The sequence below is a fragment of the Streptomyces sp. HUAS 15-9 genome, from assembly GCF_025642155.1.
GTDB lineage: Bacteria > Actinomycetota > Actinomycetes > Streptomycetales > Streptomycetaceae > Streptomyces.
On sequence record NZ_CP106798.1, the window covers coordinates 8,760,852 to 8,787,085 of the forward strand.

Here is a 26,234-nt window from a genome sequence, read left to right on the forward strand (position 1 = left end):
ATGGTTCGTACCCCCATCCAGGACATGCGGGCCGCGCTCGCGGCACGCGAATTCCCCACGGTGACGGTGTGGAACCGGCTGGAAGGCAGGCCGCGGAGCACCGAGTTCGGGCGCGCGCTGCGGGCCGAGGTCCGCGACCCGTTGTGGATGCTCACCCGGCAGTGGCAGTTCGGCGAGTTCCAGGGGGAGGACGCCGGCACTCCGGTCACCGCGAAGTACCACATGCGCACCACCCAGCCGGGCCGCTACCGCCCCCGGGAGACCCAGCCCGGAGACCTGCCGAGCGGGCTGCCGTTGGAGACCGTGGTGGAGCGTCGCCCGCTGCCCTTCCGGATCGGCGCCGACCCGGTCTCCTTCGATCTGCGGCTGGCCATGGGGCGCAGGTGGCTGAAGCTGGCGCCGTTGCCCCATCGCGGTTCCTACGTCAAGCGCTGGCCGATCCGGCTGCCCGACCCGGCGGCCGAGGCGGACACCTTCCTGGTGGCGCACCCCGAGGTGTGGGCGACGATGCAGGCAGTCGCCGGTCGGGCCATGGACGGCTACGAGCTCTATGCGCACCTGAAGAACGGCGGGCACGCCTGGGACGGCATTCAGGGAGCGGTCTCCGAGCCCCAGAAGCGGCAGCTCGACGCGCTGATCCCGAGGTTCGTCGGATGGTTCGACGACCTGATCGCGCAGCCGCCCGCCGCCGAGGCGTACGACCCGTCCCGGCTCGAGCATCGCTTCGACCTGGCCGCGCCCGAGGCCTCCGGCGAAACCGTGCTCGCCGCGGAGGAGTATCCGGGCGGGCACCTCGACTGGCACGCCTTCTCCTATGACACGTCCGGGCTGACGCTGGGCGCCACCGGTGCGCCGGGGGAGGTGATTCGTACCGCGGTGCCGGGCGCCGTACGGTTCTCAGGCATGCCGTTGCCCCGGCTGTGGGCGATGGAGGACGGGCGCACTGACTTCGGCGCCATCACCGCTGACACCACCGACCTCATCCGGTTGCTGTTCATGGAGTTCGCGCTGGCCTACAGCAACGACTGGTTCGTGCTGCCGTGCGACCTCGACACGGGGACACTGGCCCGCGTCGACGGAATGGTCGTGACCGACGTATTCGGCCGGCGGTTCTGGGTCGAGCCCGCAGGCGCCGGCCCTGACGACGACTGGCAGCGATGGTCGATGTTCAACCTGGACATCCAGGGTGAGACGCCGGTCGCCGCCGACACCGGGTTCTTCCTGCCGCCGAGCGTGCCCGGAGTGGCCGACGGACCGACACTCGAGGAGGTCGTGCTGATCCGCGACGAAGCCGCCAACATGGTCTGGGGCGTCGAACGCTCGGTGCTGCTGGCCACCGGCGACTCACTGAGGGGCGAGGAGGCGGCGCGCGAGACCCTGGCACACCGTCGACTGCTCGCCCCTCCCCACACGCCACCGGCCCCGTCGGCGCCTATCGCGTACGAGGCGATGAACACGGTGCCGGAGAACTGGATTCCGTTCATCCCGGTGCACGTGCCGGGCGACAATCGGGAGATCCAGCTGCAGCGCGGTGCCATGCCCCGCGTACTCGACGGCACCACGGCGCCGCCGGTGCCGGTGCGGCCACGGACCACAATGCTGGGCCAGGGCCTGGGCGCCGATCAACCGTACTTCGTACACGAGGAGGAGGTACCACGCGCGGGGACCAGGCTCTCCGCCGCCTACAACCGGACCCGCATGCCGAACGGACGCGTCGTGGTCTGGTACGGCGTCCGGCGCTCGACCGGCCGGGGCGAAGGTTCGAGCTCACTGGACTGGGACCGCCTGGTGGATCAGCCCGCGGCGGAACAGGAGTAATCCGGCGCCGACCCGCGAGCTATGGGACGTGGTTGGGGCCGCGTACCGTTGGTGGGACGCTGAGGGAAGACCTGGCATCGACCGCGTCGGCCTGACGGTCAGCCACCAAGGAGAACAGGGATGGCTCGACACCCCTGAGCGACCCGTGGGGGAGTGAAGGCGAGGCAGGGCGCCGTCCTGCGCAGCCCACCCCGAGCCGCGGCGAGTGCCGCCCGCACCTGGGGCGTAGATCGTCCAGGCCGATGCGGCCGATGAACTTCCCGGACTCGCGTGCTGCCAGTGCCCACCGCCCAAAGCCCCGCTCGTCGAATTCGGCCTGCATCTGTGCCACCGTGGCATCGCTCTGCTCACGCGTCAGCAGTTCCCCCAGGTGTTCTCGGACTTGGGGGTCGGCGTTCATAGTCGCCCACGGTTCGAGGTCGGACTGCCGCCACCCGCGGTTGCCGTCGCCCCGGTCGGCGGGAGCCTGCGATCGCTGCGCGATCCGTACGTGACGGGCTCGACGATGACGACGGCGGCGCGTAGGTCTGACCGAAGGCACGGCCGGTACTGACGGCTGGGGGTCAGGTGGGCATGCCTGTGAGCGTGAGGAATTCGGCGCGTGAGCGGGCGTCGTGGCGGAGTGTGCCGAGGAGAGTGGAGGTGAGGGTACTGGAGCCGGTGGCCTGGACTCCGCGCAGGGTCATACAGGTGTGTTCGGCTTCGATCACGACCCCGACGCCCTTGGGCTCGAGGTGGGTGTGCAGCCAGTCGGCGACCTGCTTGGTCAGGCGTTCCTGGACCTGGGGGCGGCAGGCGAAGTGTTCGACGACCCGGGCCAGTTTGGACAGGCCGAGGATGCGTTGGCCGGGCAGGTAGCCGACGTGAGCGGTGCCGACGACGGGCAGCATATGGTGCTCGCACACCGATCGGACAGGGATGTTACGCGCCAGCACCAGCTCGTCGTAGCCCTCGTCGTTGGGGAAGGTCGTCAGGTCGAAGGGGCGCGGGCTGAACAGTTCCGCATAGGCGCGGGCCATGCGGCCGGGGGTGCCGTGCAGGCTCTCGGTGTCGGTTTGGATGCCGAGCGCTTCAAGAAACCGTGCGGCGGCGCGTTCTGCGGCGGGCAGGTCCATGCCGTCGGTGTCGTGGACGACGCGCAGCGCGGTGGCGGACGGCATCGTCGTTTGGGGCCTGGGAATGCCCGCGAAGCGGGGAGGAACACCAGCCGTTTCTGATGCCGAGGCCGTGATCGGTGCGGTGGCGTCCATGACGTACTCCTCGTGGGATGTCGAACTGCGGGTGGCGGGTGACGGGTGGTGTTATGTCTCAGGACGGGCGCACGCCCGTGGGTGGTGAGGAAGCCGGCTCCAGACGGACGCAGCAGTGACCGGGACTGGGCGCCAGGCACGCCTGGAGGCCGCTCTCGGCGAGCCCTTCCAACACGCCGCGAAGCAGATGGAGGTTCATGCCGCACACCGTCTGGGTGTGTTCGCGGGCGAGCGTGTGGAAGGGGCAGTTGCCCAGGACGATGGCGTCACCGTCACGGCGGGGTTCGAAGCCGTTCTCCTCCAGCACGGTGAACACATCTGCCCGGCCCGGTCCGGGGAGCTGTGTGCCCAGCTCATAGGCCTTTCGGTGCAGGACCGAACGAACCGGTTCACCGGTGGCTTCGGATTCCTCCAGAGCCTGGGCGAGGAGCCGTCCGGCCAGCTCGTAGTGCCGCTCGGGCAGGCTGACGGTGACCTGCTCGCTGGAGCGTTTGTAGAGCTTGGCGGGTCGGCCCGCCCCCGGGCCGGTGCGTCCGCTGCGCCGTTCGTAGACGACGTCGAGCAGTGATTCGTCGGCCAGTCGGTCCAGGTGGAAGGCCGCGGTCTGCCGTGCAAGGCCCAGGGCCTCGGCGGCTTCGTCGCGGCTGACCGGCCCCGGCTGGCGCACGACGTGGTCGTACAGCCTCCTGCGGGTCGGCTCGTCGAGCGCGGCGACGGCGGAGACGGCGGAGCGGGGTGCTTCCTTCGAGTGGTCCACGAACACCAGTGTAAAACCAATCGCGATTGACTAAAGAAGGTTTGCGCGCTTCTATCGTTAGTGAGAGTTGTCGATAGAAGGAAGGGCATCATGTCGTCCGCAACCGCAACCACCACATCCGCCGCCTCCCGGCGGGCCGTGCTCACCGACCCCGCCTACCAGGCGTTCGTCATCCTGCGCACCGGCTTCACCGTGGCGCCGATCCTGTTCGGACTGGACAAGTTCGCCAACCTGCTCGTGGACTGGCCCACCTACCTCGCGCCGTGGATCAACGATGTCGTTCCGGGCAGTGCACAGGCGCTCATGTACGCAGTGGGAGTGATCGAGATCGTCGCGGGCCTTGCCGTCGCGCTCGCCCCGCGCTTCGGGGGCTGGCTGGTGGCCGGATGGCTCGCCGGAATCATCGTCAACCTGCTGACCATCCCCGGTCACTATGACGTCGCGCTGCGCGACTTCGGCCTTCTGCTCGGTGCGGTCGCCCTCACCCGGCTCGCACAGGCCTACCACGGCAAGCGGCAGTCTCACTGACAGCAGCCAGCAGTCACGGAAGGTGATGAGGCGGGGGGGCTCCTCGATAAGCACATCCGCGACTTCATCGACCTCGCCCAGGTCCGCCGACGGATGTGCTTCGGCCCCCGTGCTGCTGTGCGGCGCGGGGGCCGAAGGGGCGCCGTCCTCGCTCCGACTCAGGTCACTGGATTCCGGTGGCTCCGGTCACCATGCGTTGATGACCGGCGTGTCGGGTTCGTACTGTCGCCAGGTCTCATTGATGCGCGCGAGCCGATCCGCGGCGGCGATGCCGCGCAGGGACGCGACCTTGCCGTCGCTGACTTCGAACGCCACGGCGCCCACGACCCGGTCGTCGACCACGGCGAGGACGGCCGGGGAGCCGTTGACCAGCGCGATGTGGAATGCGGGGGAGCCGCCGGCCAGCCGCCGCTTCGCCGGAGTGGGCTTGAAGCCGGCCCGCACATAGGAGGCGACGCGCTCGCGCGTCGTGCACCGCAGCAGCCGCCTGGCCAGTCCGGCGCCGTCCGAGACCGCGGTCGCGTCGGCGGTGAGCATCGCCACCAGCCGCTCGGTGCGCCCCGACGTGGCGGCGGCGAGGAACTCCTCGACGATCCGGCGCGCGGACGCGGGGTCCACCTCCTCGCCGCCGCGACGCTCGGCGGCGACCCGGCGTCGGGCCCGGTGGACGTGCTGCTGGCTCGCGGACTCGGTGATGTCGAGGATCCCGGCGATCTCGGCGTGGGGGTACGAGAAGGCCTCGCGCAGGACGTAAGCGGCTCGCTCGACCGGCGAGAGGCGCTCCATGAGGGTCAGTACAGCCAAGGACACCGATTCGCGCTGCTCGAAGGTATCGGCAGGGCCGAGCATCGGGTCGCCCTCGAGGAGCGGCTCGGGCAGCCAGTCTCCGACAGCGCGCTCATGGCGCGCCTGCGCCGAGCGGAGCCGGTCGAGGCAGAGATTGGTGACGACCTTGGTCAGCCACGCCTCCGGCACATCGACCCGTTCGCGGTCTGCGGCCTGCCAGCGCAGGAATGCGTCCTGCACGGCGTCCTCGGCGTCGGCCGCCGAGCCGAGCAGACGGTACGCGAGCGAGGCCAGCCGACCCCGGCCGGCCTCGAACCGATCGATGGCCGCACTGTCCATGCGGTGCAGCCTAGGCGGCGGCACTCACACCGCCCCGGTCGGGCGCGGTGGCCACGCGGCGCTTGCGCTTCGGCATGCCGAAGGTCGGGTGGACGATGCTCCACCCGGCCCCCTTGAGCACGCCCGACTTGAGGCGCGCGGCGGTCCGGCCGCCCAGGTACCAGGACTTCGACCGGACATCCCCGTCCACCATCTGGAAGATCGCGTCCCGCCGCCCGAGGCTGATGTGGTTGCCGTAGTACTTCAACCCGGTGGTCGGGACCTCGCTGCCTGTCAGGCGCGCGATGATCGCGGCGGTCGCCTGCATGCTGGTGTAGCCGGCCGAGGCACAGGACATCGGCAGCGGTCGGCCGTTCTCGCCGATTGCGTAGGCGCAGTCGCCGGCGGCATAGACGTCGGGGTGCGAGACCGAGCGCATGGTGCGGTCGACGACGATCTGGCCGGTCTCGGCGACCGTCAGGCCGCCGGCGGCTGCGATGGGGGACACGGCGAACCCGGCCGACCACACGGTCACGCCGGCCGGGATGGACGTACCGTCGGCGGCGATCGCCCGTGTCGGCTCGACGGCTTCGATGCCGGTGTGCTCGTGGACGGTGATGCCGAGCCGGTCGAAGGCCTGGCGCAGGTGACGGCGGGCCTTCGGGGAGAGCCAGGCGCCCAGTTCGCCACGGGCGGCGAGCGCGACCGAGAGGTCGGGCCGGGACTCGGCGAACTCGGTGGCGGTCTCGATGCCTGTCAGCCCCTCACCGACGACCAGAACGGTGCCGCCCTCGCCCAGGCCGGCCAGGCGCTCGCGCAGACGCAGGGCCGAGGACCGGCCGGTCACGTCGAAGGCGTACTCGGCCACGCCGGGGACGCCATGCCGGGCTACGGAGCTGCCGAGCGTGTAGAGAAGCGTGTCGTACGCGAGCTCGCTGTCGCCGTCCTCGCCGGTCACGGCGACGGTTCTGTCCTCGGGGTCGACGCCGGTGACGCGCGCCAGGCGCAGCCGCACCCCGGTGCCAGCGAATATGTCGGCGAGCTTGCGGAACGCGAGGTCCTGGCCGATCGCGAGCTGGTGGAGCCGCATCCGCTCAACGAAGTCGGGCACGGCGTTGACGACGGTGATCACGGTGCCGGCGGGGGAGAGCCGGCGGGCCAGGTTTCCGGCGGCGAAGGCACCTGCGTATCCGGCGCCGAGTACGACGATACGGTGCGTCATGGTGTTGCTCCTGTCTCGTTCGCGTGCCCCTTGAACGAGACGGCGCTCCGATTGCTGACAGGGGTCGGGTGTGACGTGGGTCACCGATCTGAGACCAGCGGCTGAGCAAGTCTTTGACACCCGGCGCGCGTTGGACACCTCAACCGGACCTCGTCTACGACCAGACTTTTGCTCTCAGCACACTGCTTCACCTCGATGCCGTCCTTGGGACCGAGCGAGCATCCCGATACCTTGCCGCCGGTGGCCTGTGGCAGCAGTGGACCGATGCCATGCCGAACACGGTGCGGGATCCGCAGGAGTACCGGCAAGTCGTGGACCAGCTCTGTTCCTTCGCCAGCGAGTGCGCTGAACTCCTTGCCAGAATGGAAACCAGGCGTTGATCCTCCCGCCTGACCGCTGGACGCCGACTGCTTCGGACCTCTTGGCAGATGCTGGGCAGTGACAGGAAACCAGGGCCGCTGGCCAAAGATCGACCAGGATGGTGGCATCGAGGACGTGACACTCCTCATCCTGAAATGGCTGGGTGAGCAGGGCGTGAATGCCATGATCAGGGTGGACGCCGAGAGGGTTGGCTGACAACGCGTCGGCGTGGACGTTCGCCGCCAGTGGGGGGCGGCCGCGACACGTGCCCTTCGGGCACCCGGCCGAGAAGCGCTCCCGCCGGGCCGCCCAGCTCTTTAGTCAGGACCGCTCCAGTCGAACGGGAAGTACTTGCTCGACTTCCCCGAGCGTTCCCAGGCAAAACCGAATGCGTCGGCGCGGTCGATGGTGGCCCGTCCCCAAGTAGCGACCTGCCCTGGCCCGACCTCGGCGCCCGGCGCGTTGTGCACCTGGACGCGTGCGCCCTGCGGAGTCGTCGGCCCGGTAAGAGCTTCGGCGCTTGCCACGACTCGCCCGGGAATTTCAGCACGCCAGGTGCCGAGGTCCTCATCGATCTCCACATGGATGGGGGCGACGTCCGTGCCGCGCATCTCGGGGCCGAGAATCTCGCCGAACTGCGCCGGCCATCCGCCCGCCTCACCGCCGAAGATGGCCCCAAGCGCACCGCGCTGCTGCTCATTCGCGCGCTCGTCAAGGAAGACCGCGGCGTACGCGTCGGTGTGCCTGCCGGCCCAGACGTCGCCGACGAAGGAGCCGAGCATCAGGACGTTGAGATCGTCGAGCCGCACGTCGCCGAAGTTGCCTTCCCGGATGTGCCAGACCAGCACGCCTTCGCAGTCGCCGTAGGTGGGGGGCTGTGCGAACGTGCAGGGGCACGGTATGGCGCACTTGCACACATCGAACCAATCGCCGACCAGGCGCCAACGCGTAGTGGTGGTGACCTGCTCCGTCATCTCGCTTCCCTCCTGCCGAGCCCAAGGGAGCTCACTCGGAGTGGCGAGACCGCGTGTCCCGAGCCCGCTCTCGGGATCGCGAACGGTCTCCGTTCCAGCTTGCGCCTCACCCCCTGAGAAGGGAAACACCAGCGTGTCGCTCAGTACGGTCGGCCCTTCTACGGCTACATCGACGGCTCGGACATCCGGAGGCCGGGCAGCAGCCAGTCCTGGAAGGGGGCGAGTGCGGCCAAGACCAAGAAGGCGATGCCGACTGCCCAGGTGAGCCACGGGCCCCACCGCCATAGCTTCTCCAGGAAGATGACTGCCGCCAGCCCGGCCATCGCCGCCACGTTCATCACACCGAGCGGGACGAGGACGATCATCAGGCCCCAGCAGCAGCCCACACAGTAGAGACCGTGGTGCGCGCCCACGCGAAGATCGCGGGCCCACGGCCAGAAACGCGCGTACCGCACCAGGTGCGCCAGCGGATTTCGGCAGTGCAGCAGGCACACCCGCTTGAGCGGCCCGAACTGATACAGCCCGGCGAACAGGAATGCAGCGGTGCCCAGCCAGCGACCTGCATCGGGATGACCGTCCACCAGCTTCCCGGTCGCTGCCAATGCTCCGTAGGCGAGCAGACCGAAGGTCGCCCAGGCGAGCAGGTAGCCCCCGACGAACTGGGCGATCCGCGCAGCGCGGACCGCCCCCGCCGACTGCCGGCCGATAGCCCGAGCCCAGGTGATCGCCACCGGTGCCACCGACGGGAACATCATCGCCACCATCATGATCGTCCAAAGCAGCAGGAAGAGCGGCAACGCCAGACCCATCGTTCCCGGCTCCATGCCCATGTCGCGGGACTGGGCGACGGTGAGGACCCAGGCCGGCCCGGCGAGCAGAACCATGAGGATCCATGCAGCGGCCAAGTCACGCCGCGGCAGGAGGATGCCGGAGCGTGCCGGCGCTGGGGCGACGATGCGGACGTGCAGCATGGCGCTCCTCCCAGGGGTCCGTCCCCGGCGCGACCGCCGGAGGCTTCACCACTCCGATCCGGGCGGCATCGACGGCGGTCTACCGGGCACGCTGAGCCGGCCCGGTTCCTCTCCAGCAGATCACAAAAGTGTGCGCTGGAGGAACCGGGCCGTAGGAAGTCGTCAGCCGTCCGGCCCTACGCTTCTCGAACGCGGCCGGTGCCGTCGTCGGAATCGAGGAAGTTGACGTAGACGCCGTCGGCGCGGTGCGGTTGGAGGGCGTGGAGGAACCGCCGGGCCCACGGTCTCGGCCGTGCTCGCCCGACTCACCGGGCAGCCACACAGCGTCGATGTCGATGTTGTGCGCCACATCGCGGCCGGCGAAGGCGGTGGCGGTGTCGGCAACTCGGGTGGCGGCGCCACCCATGTGGAACATCACCGCGCACGACCGGGGCGACCGAGCGCGGTAGGCGTGATCGGCGACGACGGAGATGGCGTCGTCGGACAGGCCGGCGAGGTCCGTGGCCTTCCAGTAGTAGTGCCGGTCGTGGGGCATGGTGTCGTCGGTGGCGCACTGGAGGGCGGCGTACGGCTTGGGTACGAGCAGATCCGTCAGCGGCGTCGCCAGCCGGCGAAGAGCCTCCACCGCGTGCTCGCCGTCGGCGATCGGGCCGGAATAGCAGCAGACGACGGCGATGGCGGGCCGCCAGTGCAGCTGCTCGGGGAAGACAGGCAACGGGGGGACGGTCCCGAGCCTGACCACGGTGCAGAGCTCGTCGGGTGCTGCGGCGGCGAAGTCCCGGTAGAAGCGCAGCACATCGGTGGTGTCGTCGGCCGCCCAGAAGATGGGTCCGGCCAGGACTGTCGGGCCGACGGGGTACAGGGCGAACCGGAAGGTGGTGACGACTCTGAAGTTTGCCGCCGCCTCGTAGCGCCCGGTACAGATCGATCGGGGTGGTTGTCGGCGGACGCGTGGAGGATGCCGCCGTCGACGGAGAGCACCTCGGCGGACAGCAGGTTGTCGACAGTGAGCCCCTGTTGGCGCATGAGGAAGCCGATGCCGCCGCCGAGGGTCAGCCCGGCGACGCCGGTGTGGCTCACGATGCCGCCGGTGGCGGCCGGCCCGTGGGCTTGCGTCTCGTGGTCGACGTCGCCCCATGGGCATGCCAACGCACCAGGACCGAGGCAGTCACAAGATCCGCCGGAGGCCCTAGTAGTACCCCTTCTCCCCGTCGAGTAGCTCCCTCACGATGTCCGCGTGCCCCGCGTGCCGTCCGGTCTCTTCCACGAGATGGATGAGCATCCAGCGGAGGTTCGCGTTGCCGGCGCGGTAGTCGGGGTGGCGGCCGACGTCGTCCAGGGACGCCGCGGCCACGATCTCGTTGCTTCGGACGCACTGGGCCTCGTACTCCGCGAGCAGCTGCTTCAGCGAGATGCCGTCGGTACGCCAGTCGGCGTCCTCGTCCGTCTCGTCAAAGGACGGGTTCCGCGTCTTGTCGCCGCCCAGGAACAGCACCTCCAGCCAGATGTGCTCGACCCATCGCATATGGCTGATGAGCCCGGCCATCGTCATCGCCGGCGAGGTCGGGATGACGGAGCGGTGCGCGTCCGCCTCGCTCAGGCCCTCGCATTTCCATCTCAGGATCTGCCGTTGCAGATCCAGCCAGCCAATGAGCGCGGTGCGTTCGTCGGCCTGCAAAGGGGGACGCTCAAATGAAGGTGCCATGCCTGCACGTTAGGGCGCTCGGCCTTCGGCTGCCGCCTGATTTTCGACTCAAGATACGCCGGACAGGCCCTAGTCCTGCACGTCGGGTTCGTGCCGGAGCAGCCGTTCCGGCCGTGGCAGGACGAGCTTCCGCATGCTCCGGCTCTGCTCCTGCCGCGGCCTTCCGGACTGACGTGGGCGGCCCGCATCCCCACGCAGTCCCGCGGCCGTCGGGCCGGGACAGTACGGGATGGCGCGGCGGGCATGAGAAGGGGGTGCTTCATGGTTCAACCGCCCTGTTTTCTGTGGTATTTAACCGTTCACAACTTGCGGGATGACTTGCCCGGAAAGATGCTGGAATCGTCAGATCGGGCATTTCACCAAGAGCCGTAACACCGTGGTGGCGATCAGTATCACGCCGCCGACCTCCTTCTTCGCCCGACCACCGGCCGACGGCTGGGTACGCGCTCTCCCTCGCGGTGACACGCGTCTGAAGGAGACACCATGAACGCGCCGGCCGAGAGCGGGACAGCCATGCCCCGCTACTGCGCCCAACCACCGCAGACCCAGCCCGTGTTGCGCCCCGACCTCAACCCGAACCGATCGAGGGCCATACTCCTGGTCCGCGCCAAGTGGATCAACGGCACGGTCCTGCACTACGCCTTCCTCGACCAAGGCGGTGACATCGGAGGCCCGGAGCAGCTCGACGAGGTCCGGCACGCCTTCCAGGCATGGAAGGCCCTCGGGATCGGGCTGGAGTTTAGGGAGGTGGCCGATCCCGGCGACTCCGAGATCCGCGTCCTCTTCCGGGAGAGTGAAGGGTCGGCGTCGTACGTCGGCCGGGACAATCTGGGCATCGGAACCACCGAGCCGACCATGACGTTCGGCTGGGACCTGACCACCCCGTACGGCAAGGCCACCGCGCTGCACGAGACCGGGCACGCGATCGGCTTCGCCCACGAGCACCAGAACCCGTTCGCCGGCATCGTCTGGAACGAGGAGAAGGTCTACGCGGACCTCGCCGGACCACCCAACAACTGGCCCCACGAGGTCACGTTCAACAACATCCTGCGCAAGCTGTCGCAGAACGAGGTGACGGGTTCCACCTGGGACCCCGACTCCATCATGGAGTACAGCTTCGGGCCCGGGCTCATCGTGCGTCCGGAAGCCTACCGCGGCGGCATCCCGGAGACGCTGGGCCTGTCCGCCACGGACAAGGAGCGTGTGCTCCAGTGGTACCCGCCGCTGGTCGCCCAGCCGGCCAGACTCCAGCCGTTCCAGTCGGCGCCGGTGCGGCTCGCCACCGGGGCTCAGGCCGACTTCGAGATCGTTCCACCGGAGACCCGGAGCTACCAGGTCGGCACGTTCGGCAACAGCGACGTCGTCCTGGCCCTGTTCGAGGAGACCGCCGACGGTCTGCGGTACGTCACCGCCGACGACGACAGCGGACAGGACCGCAACGGACGCCTCGATGTCAAGCTCCTGAAGGACCACCGTTATGTGGCTCGGGCCCGCCTGTACTCCAGCTGGGGCAGCGGCTCGATCGCACTCATGTACTGGTGAGCGGTGGTGGCCGCCCCAGCGTCCGGGGCGGCCACCGGGTGAGTGGCACGGCCCGTGTGCTCAGCCGTGCCACTCCACCTCGAAGACCCCTACGTACCGGCCCGACCTCCGGGCCGCTTCGGGCACGTTGATCACTAGCCCGGGCCGTATCCACCGGCAGCCACTCGAACAGCAATGCGTATCCACCCATATCCGAACTGTGCAGGCCGTGTTCGCGCAATTCGATGCAACCGAGTGGCGGCAGCGTCGCCAACTGGTTCCGGCATCGGAACTCTGGGGACAGGGAGCACGGGCATGACGGTCGCAGACGACGCGGTGGCAAGCGACGAGGACGTGGAGTCGGTACGCCGATGGGTGGGGCTGTGGTGCACCAAGCCGGGCACCCATCTGCCCGCGCTGGTCACGATTGTGCTCTAGCTCCAGCTGTCGACGGCCGTGGTCCGCTCCGCTCTGGAGCGCCTCGCTACGAGGGGTTGGTGACGCCGCACGACGGCTACCGCCTCTACAGCGTCGACGCGATGTCTCCATTGGGCCGGGTGGTCTGCTCGAGGCTGCCGGCGGGGCCGGTGACACGTGCGCCCTGGTCGTTGCGGCCGCCGGCCCGGTCGCCGCCTCGGCCGGCACCGCCCAAGCTTCGACCTGCTCCCACACTTACCTGCCGCTGCCCGATTCCTCGTGCACGCCCGGCACCTACAACCCGGACGTCACCCAGTCGAACATCCACAGCACCATCTGCGTATCCGGCTGGACCGCCACCGTCCGCCCCCCTCGAACTCGGCAGCGCGCCCCGCGTCCAGCGCAACCTGTGGCCCGAGCCCTACTACGGCTCCCCGACCGCACACTCCAAAGACGGCGTGGAGACGAAGCTGAAGAACGCCGTGTGCGCCGGCACCATCACCCTGTCCTCCGCCCGCAGCCATCAAGAACAACTGGACCACGGCACTGCAAGTCACCGGAATCGGCTGACCCCCGCCAACCGCCGGGACATCCAGACCACCCGTTCTGGATGTCCCGTCAACCCATGCAGAGTGCGCGTTGCCAGTGTGATGCGCCGGAAATCGCGGGCTTAAGTATCTTGCTGGTTTTCGGTGGCTGGAGGAGCGACCTTGGTTAGGTAGTCAGCGAGGGATTCAAGGATCTCGTCGGCGGTCTTGGTCCATGTGAAGGGCCTGCGGTTCTCGTTCCACGAGTCGATCCAGGCACTGATGTCATTCTCCAGCGCCTTCACGGAGGTGTGGACGCCGCGGCGGATGAGTTTGTCAGTGAGCAGGCCGAACCATCGCCAGCAGGCCGTGTCTTTCGGGTCAGGCCGGATCCGTGGCCCACGGCCATGTGGCCTCGCGGCTGTCCTCGATGAGGCCGACCATCCGGAACGCGGCGTCCGTGAGGCCGCCGAAGGTGTGCCGGTGGGGGCCCGTGGGGCCGTGGGCGGGCCGGTACCCCGCCAGGTTCCATGTGTAGACCGGGACGTCGGCCGGGACCGGTTCAGCCGGCCCGCCGGGGCCACTGGGGGCGGCCTGCTCATCGGTGACGATCAGGACCCGGTCGTGCTCCCGATAATGGGTTCGCACCGCTTTGGTGGTGTGGGTGCCTCCGAGTCTGTGGAACCGTTTCAGTACCTCGAGCACCGGCTCGCCCGGCTCGAATGGTACCTCTGCGCTGTTCCAGCCGAACTCCACCAGTTCCGCCTGCTCGGCACGCATGGCCAGCGCGGTGCCGAACACGGCCCCTGCGTCCGCCCGTGTCAACTTGGACCGCTCGGAGACGGTGTCCCAGAACATGGAGTCGGACCGGTCCACCAGGATCAGTGTCCGGCCGGGCAGGGGCGGTACGTTGGCCAGTGAGTGGCTCAGTGCCCGTTCCAGCGCGGCCGCCCAGCGCTGCGACGGCGCGTGCTGGTGGGCGGCCAGGTAGCGGAAGGGGAACTGCCGGGACCGGGCGACCTCGGAGGCGTCCGAGAGCCGTGCGCCGACCCGGGCAGCGACTTCGTCCGAAACCCCCGTCTCGTCGAAGTTCCGCAGGTTCCGCAGGAGCGCCATCGGCGCCATCGTGGGGATCACTGCTTCCCAGACAGCGGCGTCCATCGGTCCGTGGAGCCAGCCCGCCAGGGCCTCCCACGTCATGCCTGCCGCGGCCAGCAGCTCGGAGCCGCCCGGCCCGGTCACCACCGCCCGCCGCTCGTCCGCAGCCGACTCCATCAGCGCCCTGTGGGCGGTCAGCAGGTGGTCGGAGGCCGGCGGAACCGCCTGCTCCGGGTGGTGGCGGCGGTCCAGGGCGTACCGGAAGAGCGCGCCCTGCCAGGGCTTGTCCGGGTCGGGGGAGGCGTGCACCAAGTTGAGCACGTCACCGAAGCGGAAGCCCTTGGACGCGGTGTCGTACTTGAGCAGGGACCGGGACGTGTACAACCGGCGTACGCCGTCGGTGATGCCGCGTTTCACGGGCTGCGGCACGTTCCGCCCGTACACCGAGATCCAGTGGGCGAGCAACTCACCGGGCTCGTCGGCGCGCTGGAGCACAGAGTCGATCACGGACCGGTTGGACGGGCCTTCGGACGCCCCGGCCTCGAGCCGGGCCTGCACGTACGCGGCGGCGCCCACGAGGGACGCCGTGCGCATGTTGCCCTCGCCGCGAAGCCAGCGCAGCAGGCCGGCCGTCCACACGGGGTCCTGGATCGCGAGTTCACCGACGAGACGGACGTACCGGTCGTCCCGCTCCTCACCGCTCTCGTAAAAGGTCCGCTGGGAGACGAAGTTGCCGACCGCGAGGAGGAAGAGCTCCTCGCGGGGGTCCCGGAAGAAGGCCGGGCCGCCCTCGTAGGTGCGGAAGTCCGGCGTGGCGGGCCCGTGGTGGAGCTGTGGTGGGGGCAGGGAGCGAGCGGCCGCCGAGACGTGCGGGGCCACAAGCATCTCGGACCAGATCTTGGAGACGCGTGGTGTGTGACGCGACAGTGAATCCCCCTGGATTCAAAGGATCGGATGGCCCCGGCAAAAGGGCCGACGGGGCGAACACGCCCGCGCCTGCCGAGATCAAAGGGGCGGCGGCGTCACTTGGTTGTCAGAAGGAAGTAGCCGCAGCCGAGCGCATCGGAGGCGCGGTCGCGATGCCAACCTACAAGGGCCACCGGGCCGCCTGCCAGTGATTAACGCAGGCCCGCTCTCGGACTCCGGCCTAGGAGCCGTTGGTCCCTTGCGAGGGAGGCTCATGCAGGGCACACGAAAACTTGCCGACCCGATGGTGGGGCCAAGCCACCCAGAGCACCCCCTTCTTGGTCTGGGTGCGTCGCTGGCCGATGCTGTGCCGCTCGACAAATCCGTTGCTGCGGCAGGCGGGTTGACGGGGCGTCGGTTGAGATCATGACCGGGTGTTCGTACGCCTGCTGTACGAAGTATCCGGCGAGTTGATCTCCCTCCCGTCGGTGCTGCTCGTACTGCTGGCCGAGCGGGTGCTGATGGTCGCGGTGTACTACCGCACGAACCTCACGATGCTGTAGCTCGGCCCGCTGCTCGGTGTCTCCTCCTCCACCGTGTGCCGGGTCGTCCAGTGGCTGGGTCCCTTGCTCGCGCTCGTACCCTTGGTCCGGTCGGCGGAGGCCGCAGACCGGTTGTGGATCGCGGATGGCAGATCCCGCTGCGGGACCGGAGTGTGGCGGCCTCCAGCCGTAACTACCGGTTCTCGGCGAACGCGCAGGTCATCGTGGACGCCGACACCCGGCTGGTGATCGCGGCCGCGCGGCCGGTTCGTGGACCCAAGCGGAACCGTGGGGCCGTTCTGGAGGCTCTGGAGTCCGCACCGTCGACCAGTGGGGGAGAGGATCGCCCGTCGGCGGGTGGCCTACGGGTACGAACCGGCCCTGGACAGCGGTGAGCTGCGGTCGGTGGTCGGCGCGGCTTTGGAGTTGATCGTTCCCACCCGCTGCTGCCCGACCCTCGAATGCGAGGACGGCGAACTGATCGACACGGGCGAGGACTGCCGGGCGTGCACGGAGCGAAAGGCCCAGCGCCGCGCCGACCGCCTCACCGGGAAGACGTCGGCGGCCACGGGCAAGCACGGGGCGGCCGCTGCTGAGTGCCGGGACTGCGGCCACCCGTTCCCGGGCGCGGTCCCGGAGGACAGCCTCTGCAAGCCGTGCCGCGAGGCCCCCGCAGCGGCCGTCGCCGTCCTCGCCGCCCGCTTCGAGCAGGATGCCGCCGGGCGCCGCGCGGCGGAGGAGCTGGAGCAGGAGGCGCAGCGCCGCAGGGCCACCTGCCGGGCAGTGCAGGTGGCTCCGGTCGTCGGGGGACGCCGACCCCGAGCAGGCGGCCGTGGAAGCGGAGGAGGACGCTCGCCTGTGCGTGGAACTGCTGGCCGCCAACCCGTGGATGGCCGACTACGCCCAGCAGCCTGGGACAGCCTCACAGGGGCTGGCACCGCTCTGATCAGCTGAGCCGTCGAAGAACCCCGTACGGGCGAGGGACGCCGCTGCGATGTCCCGCGTCAGCCTGTCACGAAGGCCAGGGCTCCCTTGGCTGGAGGAGCGATCGGGGTCGCGGACGGGGGTGCGGTGACTTCCACCGGTCTTCCGAAGTCGGACAGTTGAAGGCTGACGTGGGCGAAATCGTCGTCCATCTGGAAGTCAAGGCGGACCAGAGCGAGTCGCCCCTGCTTCACGTAGGCGTCGACGGATACGAGGGCGCCCTTGCGGTCCTGCAGGTAGCCGGCGATCTCGTCACGGGTCTCCTCCGCTGTGCGCGAGGTCAGAGCGTGGTGTCCGAGCACGCCACGATAGTGGGTGGCAGCGCCGCCGAAGACGAGGTCCTTGCTGGATTTCGTGACCTTGGTGGTGGCTGCGATCTGGGCGAGCAGATACTGGGGGTCGTTGAGCGGGGCGCGCAGGAGGTGGTGGGACTCGGCTTTCGAGCGGTCGGTCACGAGCCATTGGTCCTTGCGGGTGCTGAGGTAGGTCTTGTCGCCGACGAATATCTGGTCGAGTTGTTCGATGGGGCCTCCTGCATGGACGAAGAGCTTCCCCCGGTCGTGGGCGAGGTCGAAGGGACCGTCAATGCTGAGGAGAGTTCGCTTCCCGTCGTCCTGGAGGACCAGCGATTGGCTGATCGTCACGCTCGTACTGCGGGCGGCCTCAACGACAGTGCGGAACTCCTTGGCAGCGGCAGATTCGTCGACGGGCTTCTCGGCAGCGACGCTTCGGCGCTCGCTGCCGCCGGAGTCCGACGAGCAGCCGGCCGCGGTGAGGGCGGCAGCAAGGGTGACGGCTACGGCAACGGGGGTGGTGCGACGCATGGCTCCTCGAGCGGGGTCGGAGTTGGCGCCGGCGTGGGGGCAGCACTTCAAGTCTCGGCTGGCACGGCGAGGGTGAGCGTACACGCGCACCGCCCGGGCCTGGTCGGACTGGACAACGCCGCGCAACGCTCGACGCCAACAAGGGTGCGATGACGCCCGGGGTGACCAGCGAAACCGTGGACGGCATGTCCCTAGCGGCACCCACCTGTTCCTGGGGATCCAGGCCCGTGGCTATCGTGGCAGCCGCCAGGCCGTCCGCAAAAACCTCGCCGCCCTCCGCGCCGGCACCGTCGAACCGGTCCGGGCCGACATCCCCAGCCCTCGCAAGATCACCTCGTGGATCATACGGCCCCGCGAGACGCTCACCGACAGCCAGAACGAGCGGCTGCTACAAGTCCGGCTCGCCTGCGCCGACATCACCCGGGCCTGCGACCTCGCCCGCACCTTGGCCGACGCGAACTCCTCCGGACCCGCATCCTCACCCACGGGGCGCCGGGGTCAGGATGACGGCTCATCTTCGTAGGTCCACGGACGGATAGACCAAGGCTCATCCTGGGAGACCCGCTCAGCAATGTGGCCAGGCGGAAGGCTGGCCAAGGCCGCGATGGAGGGGTCGCGGTTGAGTACATGATCCAGATGGCAGACGATCGACGCTCCATCGATGTTCGGATCGTGAAGCCCGTCAGCAAGGAGCCAGTCCTGCTCATCATCATGAATCACCATCAGCGCCGGGTGGCTGCCGTCGGCTACCGTCCGCTGCACGATGGCCAGCAGATCCTGAGGAAAGACGCCGTCGACAAACGGCCAAGGCACATCCGGTTGCATCGAGCCCATGGGTTGATCATGCACGTCGATCCGCAGAGCACAGAGGCCGGGCGGGCTATCGACATCGAGTTTCACGGAACTGCGGCCAGAGCCTCGAAAACGACCGGCGCTACTGGTTGCCTCACTTGGTTGAGTCCTCAAGCGAGTGAGGCAGTTGAGCGAGCAGCTCGTTGGGATGAGCCGCGGCCTGCTCGATCAGCGTCCGGGCCGTTGAGGTGCAGGGAACCCTGGCGAGATTGATCACCGCCAGCAGATGGGGTTCAGGAGCACACCGCGGCGAGGGCGGGCCGTTACTGCGGCCGTGAAGGTGATCACTGTGGCGGATGCGGCAGCCCCCTGCTTGAGGGCGGCGGGTTTGCCGGCGCCGTCCAGGCGGGCGAGTTTGCCCGCGCCGGCGGCGGCCGGCAGCGCGACCACGAGGATCAGCGCGGTGGTGGGCAGAACGGCGGTGACGGACACGGCAATCTCTTTGAGTATTTGAGATCTGACGTGGTCAAAGGTCGCGGAATTTGTGTGCGGCGGGGTGTGCCAGGAGGAAGATGAACACAGGCGAACACATCATGACCTCGGGGGCCGAGCACGTGCACGACGACGAGCGGAGCGACCGCAGTACGGCGATGACCGAACTGCGCAACAGGCTGAGCGACGCGCTGGCACGCGCCAGGCTGAACAAGTCGCAGCTCGCCGTTCAGACCGGACTGGGGCGGACGACCGTGTCGGAGGCGTTCCGGCCCAATGGGCCTGTCCCGTCGGTAGAGACGGTGGCGGCGCTGGCCCGCGTGCTGCATCTGCCACAGGAGGAGTTGCTGGGGTTGCGGCGCGCGGCGGCGGGCCCGGTTGCGCAGGACGGTCTGGGGCCGGGTAAGCCGATCGGCGAGTGGGAGCCGCATGACTTGGAGGTCCATCCGGCCGGACCGGCCCCGGCCAGGCACGGCCTGGGTGCGTCGCGGCAGCGGGTGCTGCCGGGCTATGTGCGGCGGGCGCATGACGGGATGCTTGCGCAGGCGGTGCAGGACGCCCAGGGAGGCCATAGCCAGATGGTGGTCCTGGTCGGCACCTCCTCGACAGGGAAGACGAGGGCCTGCTGGGAGGCTGTCCAGCCGCTTGCCGAGCTGAAGTGGCGACTGTGGCACCCCTTCGACCCGACCCGGGCTGAGGCCGCTCTCGACGACCTGGAACGTGTCCGGCCGCGGACGGTGGTGTGGCTGAACGAGGCCCAGCACTACCTCGGCGACGCTCAGGTCGGCGAGCGGATCGCTGCCGCGGTGCACGCGCTGCTCACCGATCCCGGGCGGGCGCCGGTCCTGGTACTGGGCACCCTGTGGCCCGAGTACGACCGCCAGTACACCGCGCTGCCCTCGCCCACTGAGCCGGATCCGCACAGCCGGGTACGCGAGCTCCTGGCCGGACGGACTCTCAACGTCCCGTCCGGCTTCGACGCGGAGGCACTGCGTGCCGCCTCCGCCCTGGCGAAGGACGGGGACCGTCTGTTGGCCGACGCCCTCACCAGGGCCTGCGCCCATGGCCAGGTGACACAGGACTTGGCCGGTGCCCCCGAACTCCTGCACCGCTACGAATGCGGCACGCCAGCGTCCCGGGCGCTGCTGCAGGCGGCGATGGACGCCCGCCGCCTGGGCGTTGGCCTGCACCTGCCCCACACATTTCTCACCGACGCCGCAACCGACTACCTCAGCAACACCGACCACGAAGACCTCATCGCCGACTGGGCAGAAGCCGCTTTCGCCGAGCTTGCCCGACCCGTCCACGGCAAGCAAGCACCCCTGCGCCGCACCACCGACCGCCCCACACGCCGCCCGCCAGGAGCAGCGCCACCTGCCACGGCGCCCGGCCCGGCAGCGGGCCCGGCGTTCAGACTGGCCGACTATCTCGAAGAGCACGGCCGCAACACCCGAAGACGCCTGTGCCCGCCCGCTTCCTTCTGGCACGCCGCCCACACCCACCTCACCCGCCCCGATGACCTGGACAATCTCGCCCAAGCAGCCGACGACCGGCATCGCCTCCAGTGGGCTCACCACCTCCGCCACCGTGCCGCCGACGCCGGGAACCCCGGCGCCCTGAACCGCCTGGCCGAGATGCGGGAGATGGCGGGGGATGGGGAGGGTGCCGAGGCTCTCTACCGCGAGGCCGCCGACGCTGGCGACAGCGACGCTCTGAACCGCCTGGCCGGGATGCGGGAGATGGCGGGGGACCGCGAAGGGGCCGAGGCCCTGGCTCGCCTGGCCGCCGACGCCGGCGACATCCACGCCCTGTTCTACCTGGCTGAGATGCGGGAGATGGCGGGGGATGGGGAGGGTGCCGAGGCCATGGCTCGTCAAGCAGCAGACGCCGGCCTCACCGGCGCTCTGATGTACCTGGCCGAGATGCGGGAGGCGGCGGGTGATGGGGAGGGAGCCGAGGCTCTATACCGCCAAGCAGCAGACACCGGCCTCACCGAGGCTCTGAACCGCCTGGCCGAGATGCGCGAGCGGGCCGGCGACCGACAGGGTGCCGAGGGCATGGCTCGTCAAGCATCGGACGCGGGCCTCACCGGCGCTCTGATCTACCTGGCCGAGATGCGGGAGCGGGCCGGCGACCGAGAAGGCGCCGAGGCCATGGCTCACCAGGCCGCCGACGCCGGAAACCCCGACGCCCTGGCGTTCTTGGCCTACATGCGTGAGAACGCCGGGGACGGGGACGGTGCCGAGGCCCTGGCTCGCCAGGCCGCCGACGCCGGCCTCATCTACGCTCTGATCACCCTGGCCGCCGGGCGGAAGGAGGCGGGGGACGGGCAGGGTGCCGAGGCTCTCTACCGCGCGGCCGCCGACGCTGGCGACGGCGACGCTCTGATCAGCCTGGCCGAGATACGGGAGATGGCGGGGGACGCGCAGGGCGCCGAGGCCCTTTACGACCAGGCAGCCGACGCAGGCGACACCTGGGCCCTGAACCGCTTGGCCGGGGTGCGCGAGAGGGCAGGAGACCGCGAAGGGGCCGAGGCCCTGGCTCGCCAGGCCGCCGACGCTGGCGACGCCTACGCTCTGATCAGCTTGGCCGAGATGCGGGAGATGGCGGGGGATGGGGAGGGTGCCGAGGCCCTTTACCGCGAGGCTGCCGACGTCGGCCTCACCCCTACGGGGCCCGGGACGGGGTTCCCGGCCGAAGAGCGGTGGCCTTACGGGCTGGACCCAGACGGCACCCCTACATCCCCCTGGCAGTAATCTCGCTCCCCGGGGCACGATGGCTGTCCCCGGTCCACTACTCGTGCCCCATTCGCCCCGCCGAGGAGAAGTGCCGTAGGCGTCGCTCCCCGCCAACTCGGAGCCGCGCAAAGTCTCCGCAGATCAACCTCGATCTATTTCCTGCACCTCAACCACCCACACTGGATGCGTTGCGCGCCCCTGGTCCGGCCGCCCCAGCTCTGGTGCATGCTTGCTATCGGCGCCTCTCCCTATGTCGTCCGGCCGCAGGTCAGCGGGTGTCGACTGAGGAATCAAGCTGAGCAACCGGGAGGCGCTGCCGATCACCGGGTGGTCGAATTCAAAGAGCCCCATCAGCAGTTGCGGAAGGCGCTTGAGCGTCGCGGTGAGTGGCTGTGTCACTGGCTGTGGATGTCGTTTCGATGCGGGTTGGGGAGTCACTCGGGGCCAGTCATCATGATCGATGTCGATGAGATCGGATGTCACAGTGGGGGTCGCCCGGCTTTGGACGATCGTCAGCTGAGGCGTTCGACGAGGAGGAATCATGACGCTCGGTGCGGTCCTGTTTGACGTGGACGGGGTCCTGCTCGTCTCGACAGAGGCGCATCGGCGTGTGTGGGATGCCTGGGCGGGGCCGCGGGTGTCGCCGTACGTGCGAACGCGGCCAGTCACGTACGAGTGAATAGGGCCGCATGTTGATGTGGTGAGTCCTGTTGCTCGGCACTCTGCTGCTGGTTGGTAGAGGGCGGCGGAGGGCAGCTCACGATGGCCTTGGACCCGCAACGCTGGTTGGAACTCCGGCGTTTCCGTGCCAGCCACGAGGTCATCGGACACCGCGCCGGCCCGCGAGCACGCGGCCCTCAAGCCGCTGCCTCCCACCCCCTATCCGTCGTCCTGGGCACCTCGGCCGGATCCGTCGTGGGCGCCGCGCTGACCAGCGGAAGCGACCTGGCCGTGCTGCCACGGCTGGTTTCCACCGGGCAGCTTCCGGTCCGGCCGGGCACCGATATCGACCTCGGCCCACTGATGGCTCTCGCATCCGGACCCGCCGACCCCGACACGGTCATGAACCGCGTGATCGAACACGCCCCCACCGCCGACACGGTCGAGGAGGCGGATTGCCTCACCCGGCCGCTCTTCAGGTCCTTTACCGGGCTGCCCTGGCCCAGACCGCTTCACTGCACAGCGATCGATACCCGCAGTGGGCAACTGAGGATGTGGGACTTCACCGCCGGGGTCCCACTTCCACAGGCGCTGGCTGCCAGCTGCTCGATCCCGGGCCTGTTTCCGCCCGTCACCGTGGGCGGCATCCGATACATCGACGGCGGGATGCGCAGCCCGCTGAACACGACACTGGCCTGGGGACACCAGCATGTCGTCGCGATGTCGTGCTTTCCGCTTACCGCAACAAGGGAAGCGGCGGATCCGCCATCCGTCACCGAGCATCGGCAGGCGGACGAGATGGAGCAGCTGCGCTCCGCGAACACCCGGGTGACCGTGATCGAACCTGCACCGGAGTACCTGACCATCAGCCAGGAGGGTAGAGGCATCATGAACACCGTGCGGGCGATGGACGCCTACGAGGCGGGCTTGGGCCAGGCAGACAAGGCGCTGATCGAAGGCCTTGCACCTGCGGCAGAGGGTGAAGTCCTTGACGTGCTCCTGGCCTAGCCTCGATCTTGCATGACGGTCCGCCGACGGACTCCATCAGCCCACGCAGAGCGGGTCGCTGGGCGAGCCTGGGGGGGCCTCCTGGGACGGGCCCGCGTTCGTAGGCGGCCGCGTCTACGAACGCGGCCGGGCAGCGGTCACGGCCGCCTTTGGAGCCGATCTTGCGGGAGACAGTCGACACCGACCGCCCGACATCCAAGCTAGATCTAGATCCTGGGCAGCCTGGTGCCCGCCCCGTGACTGCGTTCAAATCCGCTGTTGAGGACGGAAGCAACGCAACGTCCCAGGGACCTTCATCGGTGCCCGGGACGCTGGCTCACCGCTCTGGCCAACTTGGAGTGAGAGGGCCTCGTCACGACGGCTTTGATGTCGTCCCAGACCGCGGCCTTGACGCCGGGGCGGCCGGTGAGGGCCACGGTGAGGCAGGGGCGGCACCGTCTGGCTAGACGTGGGTCGGGCGGCAGCTGACGGTGGCCGAACCGCGCCAACGTGCTCAACGATGCGCAGACCGACTTCGCTGACCATGGGTGATGCGCTCGTAGCCATCCAAGAAGGCGCTTGGGCCGGGTCATCCGGCCAACAACAGGAGGCGGTGCAGCTCGTCGCGCTCGGACGGGGAGAGCATGCCGACCGTCTCGGCAAGAACGCCGTCCAGGATTTGGTCCGCAGGGCGAGAAGGTGCAGCTCGACCCGGTGACGAGCGCGGTACGGAACATTCTGCAAGAAGCCGCCGGGGCAAGGCATCGGCGTAGTCGGGTGGCGTCCGATTTGTGCTCAAGCGCGGCCGACTTCGACAAGATCAGGCGGTTCGCGTGAACGTCATGCCATGGGAGGGGGTGGCGGCGTCCTGACACGATGCGTAACCGCCGCCCACCCTCTATCTCAAACCTTGCTCTATCTATCGATACTCGAGAGATTCCCATCGTAACTCGATGGAGAGGTGGGTCATGGGACAGCTGACAGTGCGTGCGCTGCGCGCCGTGCTCGCGGTGGTGCTCGTCGGCACTGTGTTCGTGCAGGCATTGATGGTGTGGGCATTGGCCACCGACCCGGAGGACGGGTCGCTCCCGCTGACCCCCCTACGCGTGATCACGATCCTGGGCATGGTGTCGGCCCAGGTCGCCCTGGTCTGCGTATGGCGGCTGGTGACGATGGTGCGACGCGGAACCGTGTTCTCCCACGCCGCCTTCCGTTACGTGGACGGCGTGATCGGCGCAATCGTGGCGGCTGCCGTCGTGTGGTTCGCGGTCACGGCCCTCAACGCACCCGGCCAGCGGGACGACCCGGGCGTCACCCTCATCATGGGCGGGATCGGCGTGGCCATCCTGGGAGTCGCGCTCATCGTGCTGGTGCTGCGGATGCTGCTCGCCCAGGCCGTCGCGCGCGACGTCGAAGCGGCGCAGATGCAGGCCGAGTTGGACGAGGTGATCTGATGCCGATCGCCGTCGACATCGACGTGATGCTGGCCCGGCGGAAGATGTCCGTGGGCGAACTCGCGGACCGCGTAGGGATCACGCCCGCCAACCTGGCGGTACTCAAGAACGGCCGCGCCAAGGCGGTGCGCTTCGCTACGCTCGCCGCGCTGTGCGAGGTGCTTGAGTGCCAGCCGGGCGACCTGCTGCGCTGGGAGGCCGAGGTCGCCGTGGGCGGATGACGTGCTCCCAGGCGGGCGTGAAGACCCCTGGCACCACCGGCCCGTGACACGGTACGTGGACCGCATGGATGTGGATCGCCGATCACCCGCAGCACCGTCCCTACCCCGTTGGGTAGATTCCGGTTGACCTGCACTCGCACCGTCCTGGTCGACGATTGCGATCTGCGATGGTGACCTGCCCACCGCAAACCCCCGTCGCAGTCAGGGCTTCGCCGTTGTCGCTTGACGCCGGTTCTGGGAACGTGACAGGCACGGGCTTACAAGATCATGGAGATCTCGGCGTCCCGTGGTCCGAGTGGAAGACTGTGCCTGCCGACGCGTCCTCGCCGATCCCGCCTGCCTTTGACCAACTCAGCGAGCATCCCGGGGCCGTGCCCGGGGAGATCCCGGGCCTGTTGGAGCGACTGGCCGAGGTGCCCGACCCTCGCGATCCGCGCGGCGTACGGGACGTTCTGGTCGTCGTGCTCGCTGACCGCGTGCGGGTTCTGGCCGGAGCGACCTCCCTACGCTGACCGGCACTGGGCCAACCTCCCATGACCTTTGCGGATTTGGACTGGGAGGGATGGGGCAGCAGCGCCCCAGAGGACTTCGATGCCGCGACGGAGGACCGGGTGTTGCTGGTGGCGACGTACTGGCGCACGAACCTGACGTTGCGGCAGGTGGCGCCGTTGTTCGGGGTCTCGAAGTCCGCGGCCGACCGCATCCTCGATCACCTGGCGCCCTTGCCGGCCATGTCGCCGGCTCGACGGCCACGCAAAGAGACCGTCTACATCGTCGACGGCACCCTGGTGCCCACCCGTGATCGCAGCGTGGCCGCGTCCAGTAAGAACTATCGGTGCTCGACGAACCTGCAGGTCGTGATCGACGCCAACAGCCGCCTGGTGGTGGCGATCGGCCTGCCACTGCCCGGCAGCCGCGACGACTGCCGGGCATTCACGGAGTCCGGCGTCGACCGGGTCTGCCGCGGCGCACCCACCATCGCCGACGGTGGATACCAGGGCACCGGTCTGCTCATCCCGCACCGCAGACGTCGAGGTCAGACTCACCTCAGCCCGCAGCAGGAAGCCGAGAACGCCGTCCACCGCCGGGCGCGAGCCCGGGTGGAACACGCCCTGTCGCGGTTGAAGAACTGGAAGATCCTGCGGGACTGCCGGCTCAAGGGCCACGGCGTTCACCAGGCAATGCTCGGCATCGCCCGGCTCCACAACCTGGCCCTCACTGGATAACTCACACCCCATACAGGACAACCTCTAGTCGAGTGTCTGTCCTTCCTGCGTCACTGGCGGGTGCTGAGTGGTTCACCGGCGTGCTAGTCAGGTCATCGGAGGGCAGTCACGGACCCGAGTCCGACCGCCGGCTAAATCCCGGCGGGAAGGCCAGAG

The 26,234-nt window shown here is 69.0% G+C and carries 25 protein-coding genes and 3 pseudogenes; 14 read left to right on the forward strand and 14 right to left on the reverse strand.

The window, feature by feature from the left end; all coding sequences use genetic code 11:
- A complete protein-coding gene (locus N8I87_RS39670) occupies positions 1-1,818 on the forward strand; it encodes a hypothetical protein (RefSeq protein WP_263215787.1) in 1,818 nt (605 codons plus the stop codon).
- Between the two features lie 19 nt (positions 1,819-1,837).
- Here the strand turns inward: N8I87_RS39670 and N8I87_RS39675 are convergent, their stop codons facing one another.
- From N8I87_RS39675 to N8I87_RS39685, 3 genes are read right to left on the reverse strand one after another with little or no spacing between them, the layout of a single operon-like run.
- Positions 1,838-2,359 (reverse strand): GNAT family N-acetyltransferase, encoded by a 522-nt coding sequence (locus tag N8I87_RS39675; protein WP_411577342.1) that lies wholly within the window; start codon positions 2,357-2,359, stop codon positions 1,838-1,840.
- A 22-nt stretch (positions 2,360-2,381) separates the two neighbouring features.
- Positions 2,382-3,068: a GTP cyclohydrolase I FolE gene (gene folE, locus N8I87_RS39680; RefSeq protein WP_263215788.1), complete on the reverse strand. Its 687-nt coding sequence runs from the start codon at positions 3,066-3,068 to the stop codon at positions 2,382-2,384.
- 58 nt (positions 3,069-3,126) lie between these two features.
- Positions 3,127-3,831 carry a helix-turn-helix transcriptional regulator gene (locus N8I87_RS39685; RefSeq protein WP_263215789.1) on the reverse strand — a complete coding sequence of 235 codons (705 nt, stop codon included), beginning with the start codon at positions 3,829-3,831 and terminating at the stop codon, positions 3,127-3,129.
- 84 nt (positions 3,832-3,915) lie between these two features.
- Here N8I87_RS39685 and N8I87_RS39690 point away from each other — a divergent pair, with 84 nt between their 5' ends.
- Positions 3,916-4,353 carry a hypothetical protein gene (locus tag N8I87_RS39690; protein ID WP_263215790.1) on the forward strand — a complete coding sequence of 146 codons (438 nt, stop codon included), beginning with the start codon at positions 3,916-3,918 and terminating at the stop codon, positions 4,351-4,353.
- Positions 4,354-4,539: 186 nt separating this feature from the next.
- Here N8I87_RS39690 and N8I87_RS39695 read toward each other — a convergent pair whose 3' ends face one another.
- A complete protein-coding gene (locus tag N8I87_RS39695; protein WP_263215791.1) occupies positions 4,540-5,478 on the reverse strand; it encodes a sigma-70 family RNA polymerase sigma factor in 939 nt (312 codons plus the stop codon).
- Positions 5,479-5,488: 10 nt separating this feature from the next.
- The gene (locus N8I87_RS39700) at positions 5,489-6,679 is read right to left on the reverse strand and encodes an NAD(P)/FAD-dependent oxidoreductase (protein WP_263215792.1); all 1,191 of its coding nucleotides are present in this window, start codon (positions 6,677-6,679) and stop codon (positions 5,489-5,491) included.
- Between the two features lie 113 nt (positions 6,680-6,792).
- Here N8I87_RS39700 and N8I87_RS44565 point away from each other — a divergent pair, with 113 nt between their 5' ends.
- Both N8I87_RS44565 and N8I87_RS39705 read left to right on the forward strand, forming a co-directional pair.
- Positions 6,793-7,059, forward strand: a complete 267-nt coding sequence (locus N8I87_RS44565; RefSeq protein WP_411577343.1) for a DUF6000 family protein — start codon at positions 6,793-6,795, stop codon at positions 7,057-7,059.
- Between the two features lie 58 nt (positions 7,060-7,117).
- Positions 7,118-7,255 (forward strand): hypothetical protein, encoded by a 138-nt coding sequence (locus N8I87_RS39705; protein ID WP_263215793.1) that lies wholly within the window; start codon positions 7,118-7,120, stop codon positions 7,253-7,255.
- A 101-nt stretch (positions 7,256-7,356) separates the two neighbouring features.
- Here N8I87_RS39705 and N8I87_RS39710 read toward each other — a convergent pair whose 3' ends face one another.
- The 5 genes and pseudogenes from N8I87_RS39710 to N8I87_RS39730 form a co-directional block, all read right to left on the reverse strand.
- Complete coding sequence (locus N8I87_RS39710; RefSeq protein WP_263215795.1) at positions 7,357-8,013, reverse strand: DUF1326 domain-containing protein; 657 nt, start codon at positions 8,011-8,013, stop codon at positions 7,357-7,359.
- A 164-nt stretch (positions 8,014-8,177) separates the two neighbouring features.
- Positions 8,178-8,984 (reverse strand): DUF2182 domain-containing protein, encoded by an 807-nt coding sequence (locus N8I87_RS39715; protein WP_263215796.1) that lies wholly within the window; start codon positions 8,982-8,984, stop codon positions 8,178-8,180.
- A gap of 79 nt (positions 8,985-9,063) precedes the next feature.
- Positions 9,064-9,780 carry a hypothetical protein gene (locus N8I87_RS39720; RefSeq protein ID WP_263217000.1) on the reverse strand — a complete coding sequence of 239 codons (717 nt, stop codon included), beginning with the start codon at positions 9,778-9,780 and terminating at the stop codon, positions 9,064-9,066.
- 212 nt (positions 9,781-9,992) lie between these two features.
- A pseudogene (locus tag N8I87_RS39725) lies at positions 9,993-10,133 on the reverse strand (oxidoreductase); the annotation flags it as partial.
- A 40-nt stretch (positions 10,134-10,173) separates the two neighbouring features.
- On the reverse strand, positions 10,174-10,689 hold the full coding sequence (locus tag N8I87_RS39730; protein ID WP_263215797.1) for a DinB family protein: 516 nt from the start codon (positions 10,687-10,689) through the stop codon (positions 10,174-10,176).
- 483 nt (positions 10,690-11,172) lie between these two features.
- Here N8I87_RS39730 and N8I87_RS39735 point away from each other — a divergent pair, with 483 nt between their 5' ends.
- Together N8I87_RS39735 and N8I87_RS39740 are read left to right on the forward strand one after the other, a co-directional pair.
- Entirely contained in the window at positions 11,173-12,231 is a 1,059-nt protein-coding gene (locus N8I87_RS39735; RefSeq protein ID WP_263215799.1) for a M12 family metallopeptidase, read from the forward strand.
- Between the two features lie 294 nt (positions 12,232-12,525).
- Positions 12,526-12,648, forward strand: a complete 123-nt coding sequence (locus N8I87_RS39740; protein ID WP_263215801.1) for a hypothetical protein — start codon at positions 12,526-12,528, stop codon at positions 12,646-12,648.
- Between the two features lie 887 nt (positions 12,649-13,535).
- Here N8I87_RS39740 and N8I87_RS39750 read toward each other — a convergent pair.
- Positions 13,536-15,137, reverse strand: coding sequence for a TROVE domain-containing protein (locus tag N8I87_RS39750; RefSeq protein WP_263215803.1), 1,602 nt, complete (start codon positions 15,135-15,137; stop codon positions 13,536-13,538).
- 524 nt (positions 15,138-15,661) lie between these two features.
- Here N8I87_RS39750 and N8I87_RS39755 point away from each other — a divergent pair.
- Positions 15,662-15,975: pseudogene (locus tag N8I87_RS39755) on the forward strand (helix-turn-helix domain-containing protein); the annotation flags it as partial.
- Positions 15,976-16,030: 55 nt separating this feature from the next.
- A complete protein-coding gene (locus N8I87_RS39760; protein WP_263215805.1) occupies positions 16,031-16,654 on the forward strand; it encodes a hypothetical protein in 624 nt (207 codons plus the stop codon).
- A gap of 50 nt (positions 16,655-16,704) precedes the next feature.
- Here N8I87_RS39760 and N8I87_RS39765 read toward each other — a convergent pair whose 3' ends face one another.
- From N8I87_RS39765 to N8I87_RS39775, 3 genes are all read right to left on the reverse strand, one after another.
- Positions 16,705-17,508 (reverse strand): hypothetical protein, encoded by an 804-nt coding sequence (locus N8I87_RS39765; protein ID WP_263215806.1) that lies wholly within the window; start codon positions 17,506-17,508, stop codon positions 16,705-16,707.
- Positions 17,509-18,006: 498 nt separating this feature from the next.
- The gene (locus N8I87_RS39770; RefSeq protein WP_263215807.1) at positions 18,007-18,408 is read right to left on the reverse strand and encodes a hypothetical protein; all 402 of its coding nucleotides are present in this window, start codon (positions 18,406-18,408) and stop codon (positions 18,007-18,009) included.
- A 165-nt stretch (positions 18,409-18,573) separates the two neighbouring features.
- Positions 18,574-18,792, reverse strand: a complete 219-nt coding sequence (locus tag N8I87_RS39775; RefSeq protein WP_263215808.1) for a hypothetical protein — start codon at positions 18,790-18,792, stop codon at positions 18,574-18,576.
- An 80-nt stretch (positions 18,793-18,872) separates the two neighbouring features.
- Here N8I87_RS39775 and N8I87_RS39780 point away from each other — a divergent pair, with 80 nt between their 5' ends.
- From N8I87_RS39780 to N8I87_RS39805, 6 genes and pseudogenes are all read left to right on the forward strand, one after another.
- On the forward strand, positions 18,873-21,548 hold the full coding sequence (locus N8I87_RS39780) for a helix-turn-helix domain-containing protein (RefSeq protein WP_263215809.1): 2,676 nt from the start codon (positions 18,873-18,875) through the stop codon (positions 21,546-21,548).
- Between the two features lie 744 nt (positions 21,549-22,292).
- Positions 22,293-23,198, forward strand: coding sequence for a patatin-like phospholipase family protein (locus N8I87_RS39785; protein WP_411577344.1), 906 nt, complete (start codon positions 22,293-22,295; stop codon positions 23,196-23,198).
- A gap of 947 nt (positions 23,199-24,145) precedes the next feature.
- Positions 24,146-24,631 carry a DUF2975 domain-containing protein gene (locus N8I87_RS39790; protein WP_263215811.1) on the forward strand — a complete coding sequence of 162 codons (486 nt, stop codon included), beginning with the start codon at positions 24,146-24,148 and terminating at the stop codon, positions 24,629-24,631.
- The gene (locus tag N8I87_RS39795; protein WP_263215812.1) at positions 24,631-24,852 is read left to right on the forward strand and encodes a helix-turn-helix domain-containing protein; all 222 of its coding nucleotides are present in this window, start codon (positions 24,631-24,633) and stop codon (positions 24,850-24,852) included. Before N8I87_RS39790 ends, N8I87_RS39795 begins: the two co-directional genes overlap by 1 nt.
- Before the next feature lie 371 nt (positions 24,853-25,223).
- Positions 25,224-25,364, forward strand: a complete 141-nt coding sequence (locus tag N8I87_RS39800) for a transposase family protein (protein WP_263215813.1) — start codon at positions 25,224-25,226, stop codon at positions 25,362-25,364.
- Positions 25,365-25,454: 90 nt separating this feature from the next.
- A pseudogene (locus N8I87_RS39805) lies at positions 25,455-26,078 on the forward strand (transposase); the annotation flags it as partial.
- Positions 26,079-26,234: the final 156 nt, after the last annotated feature.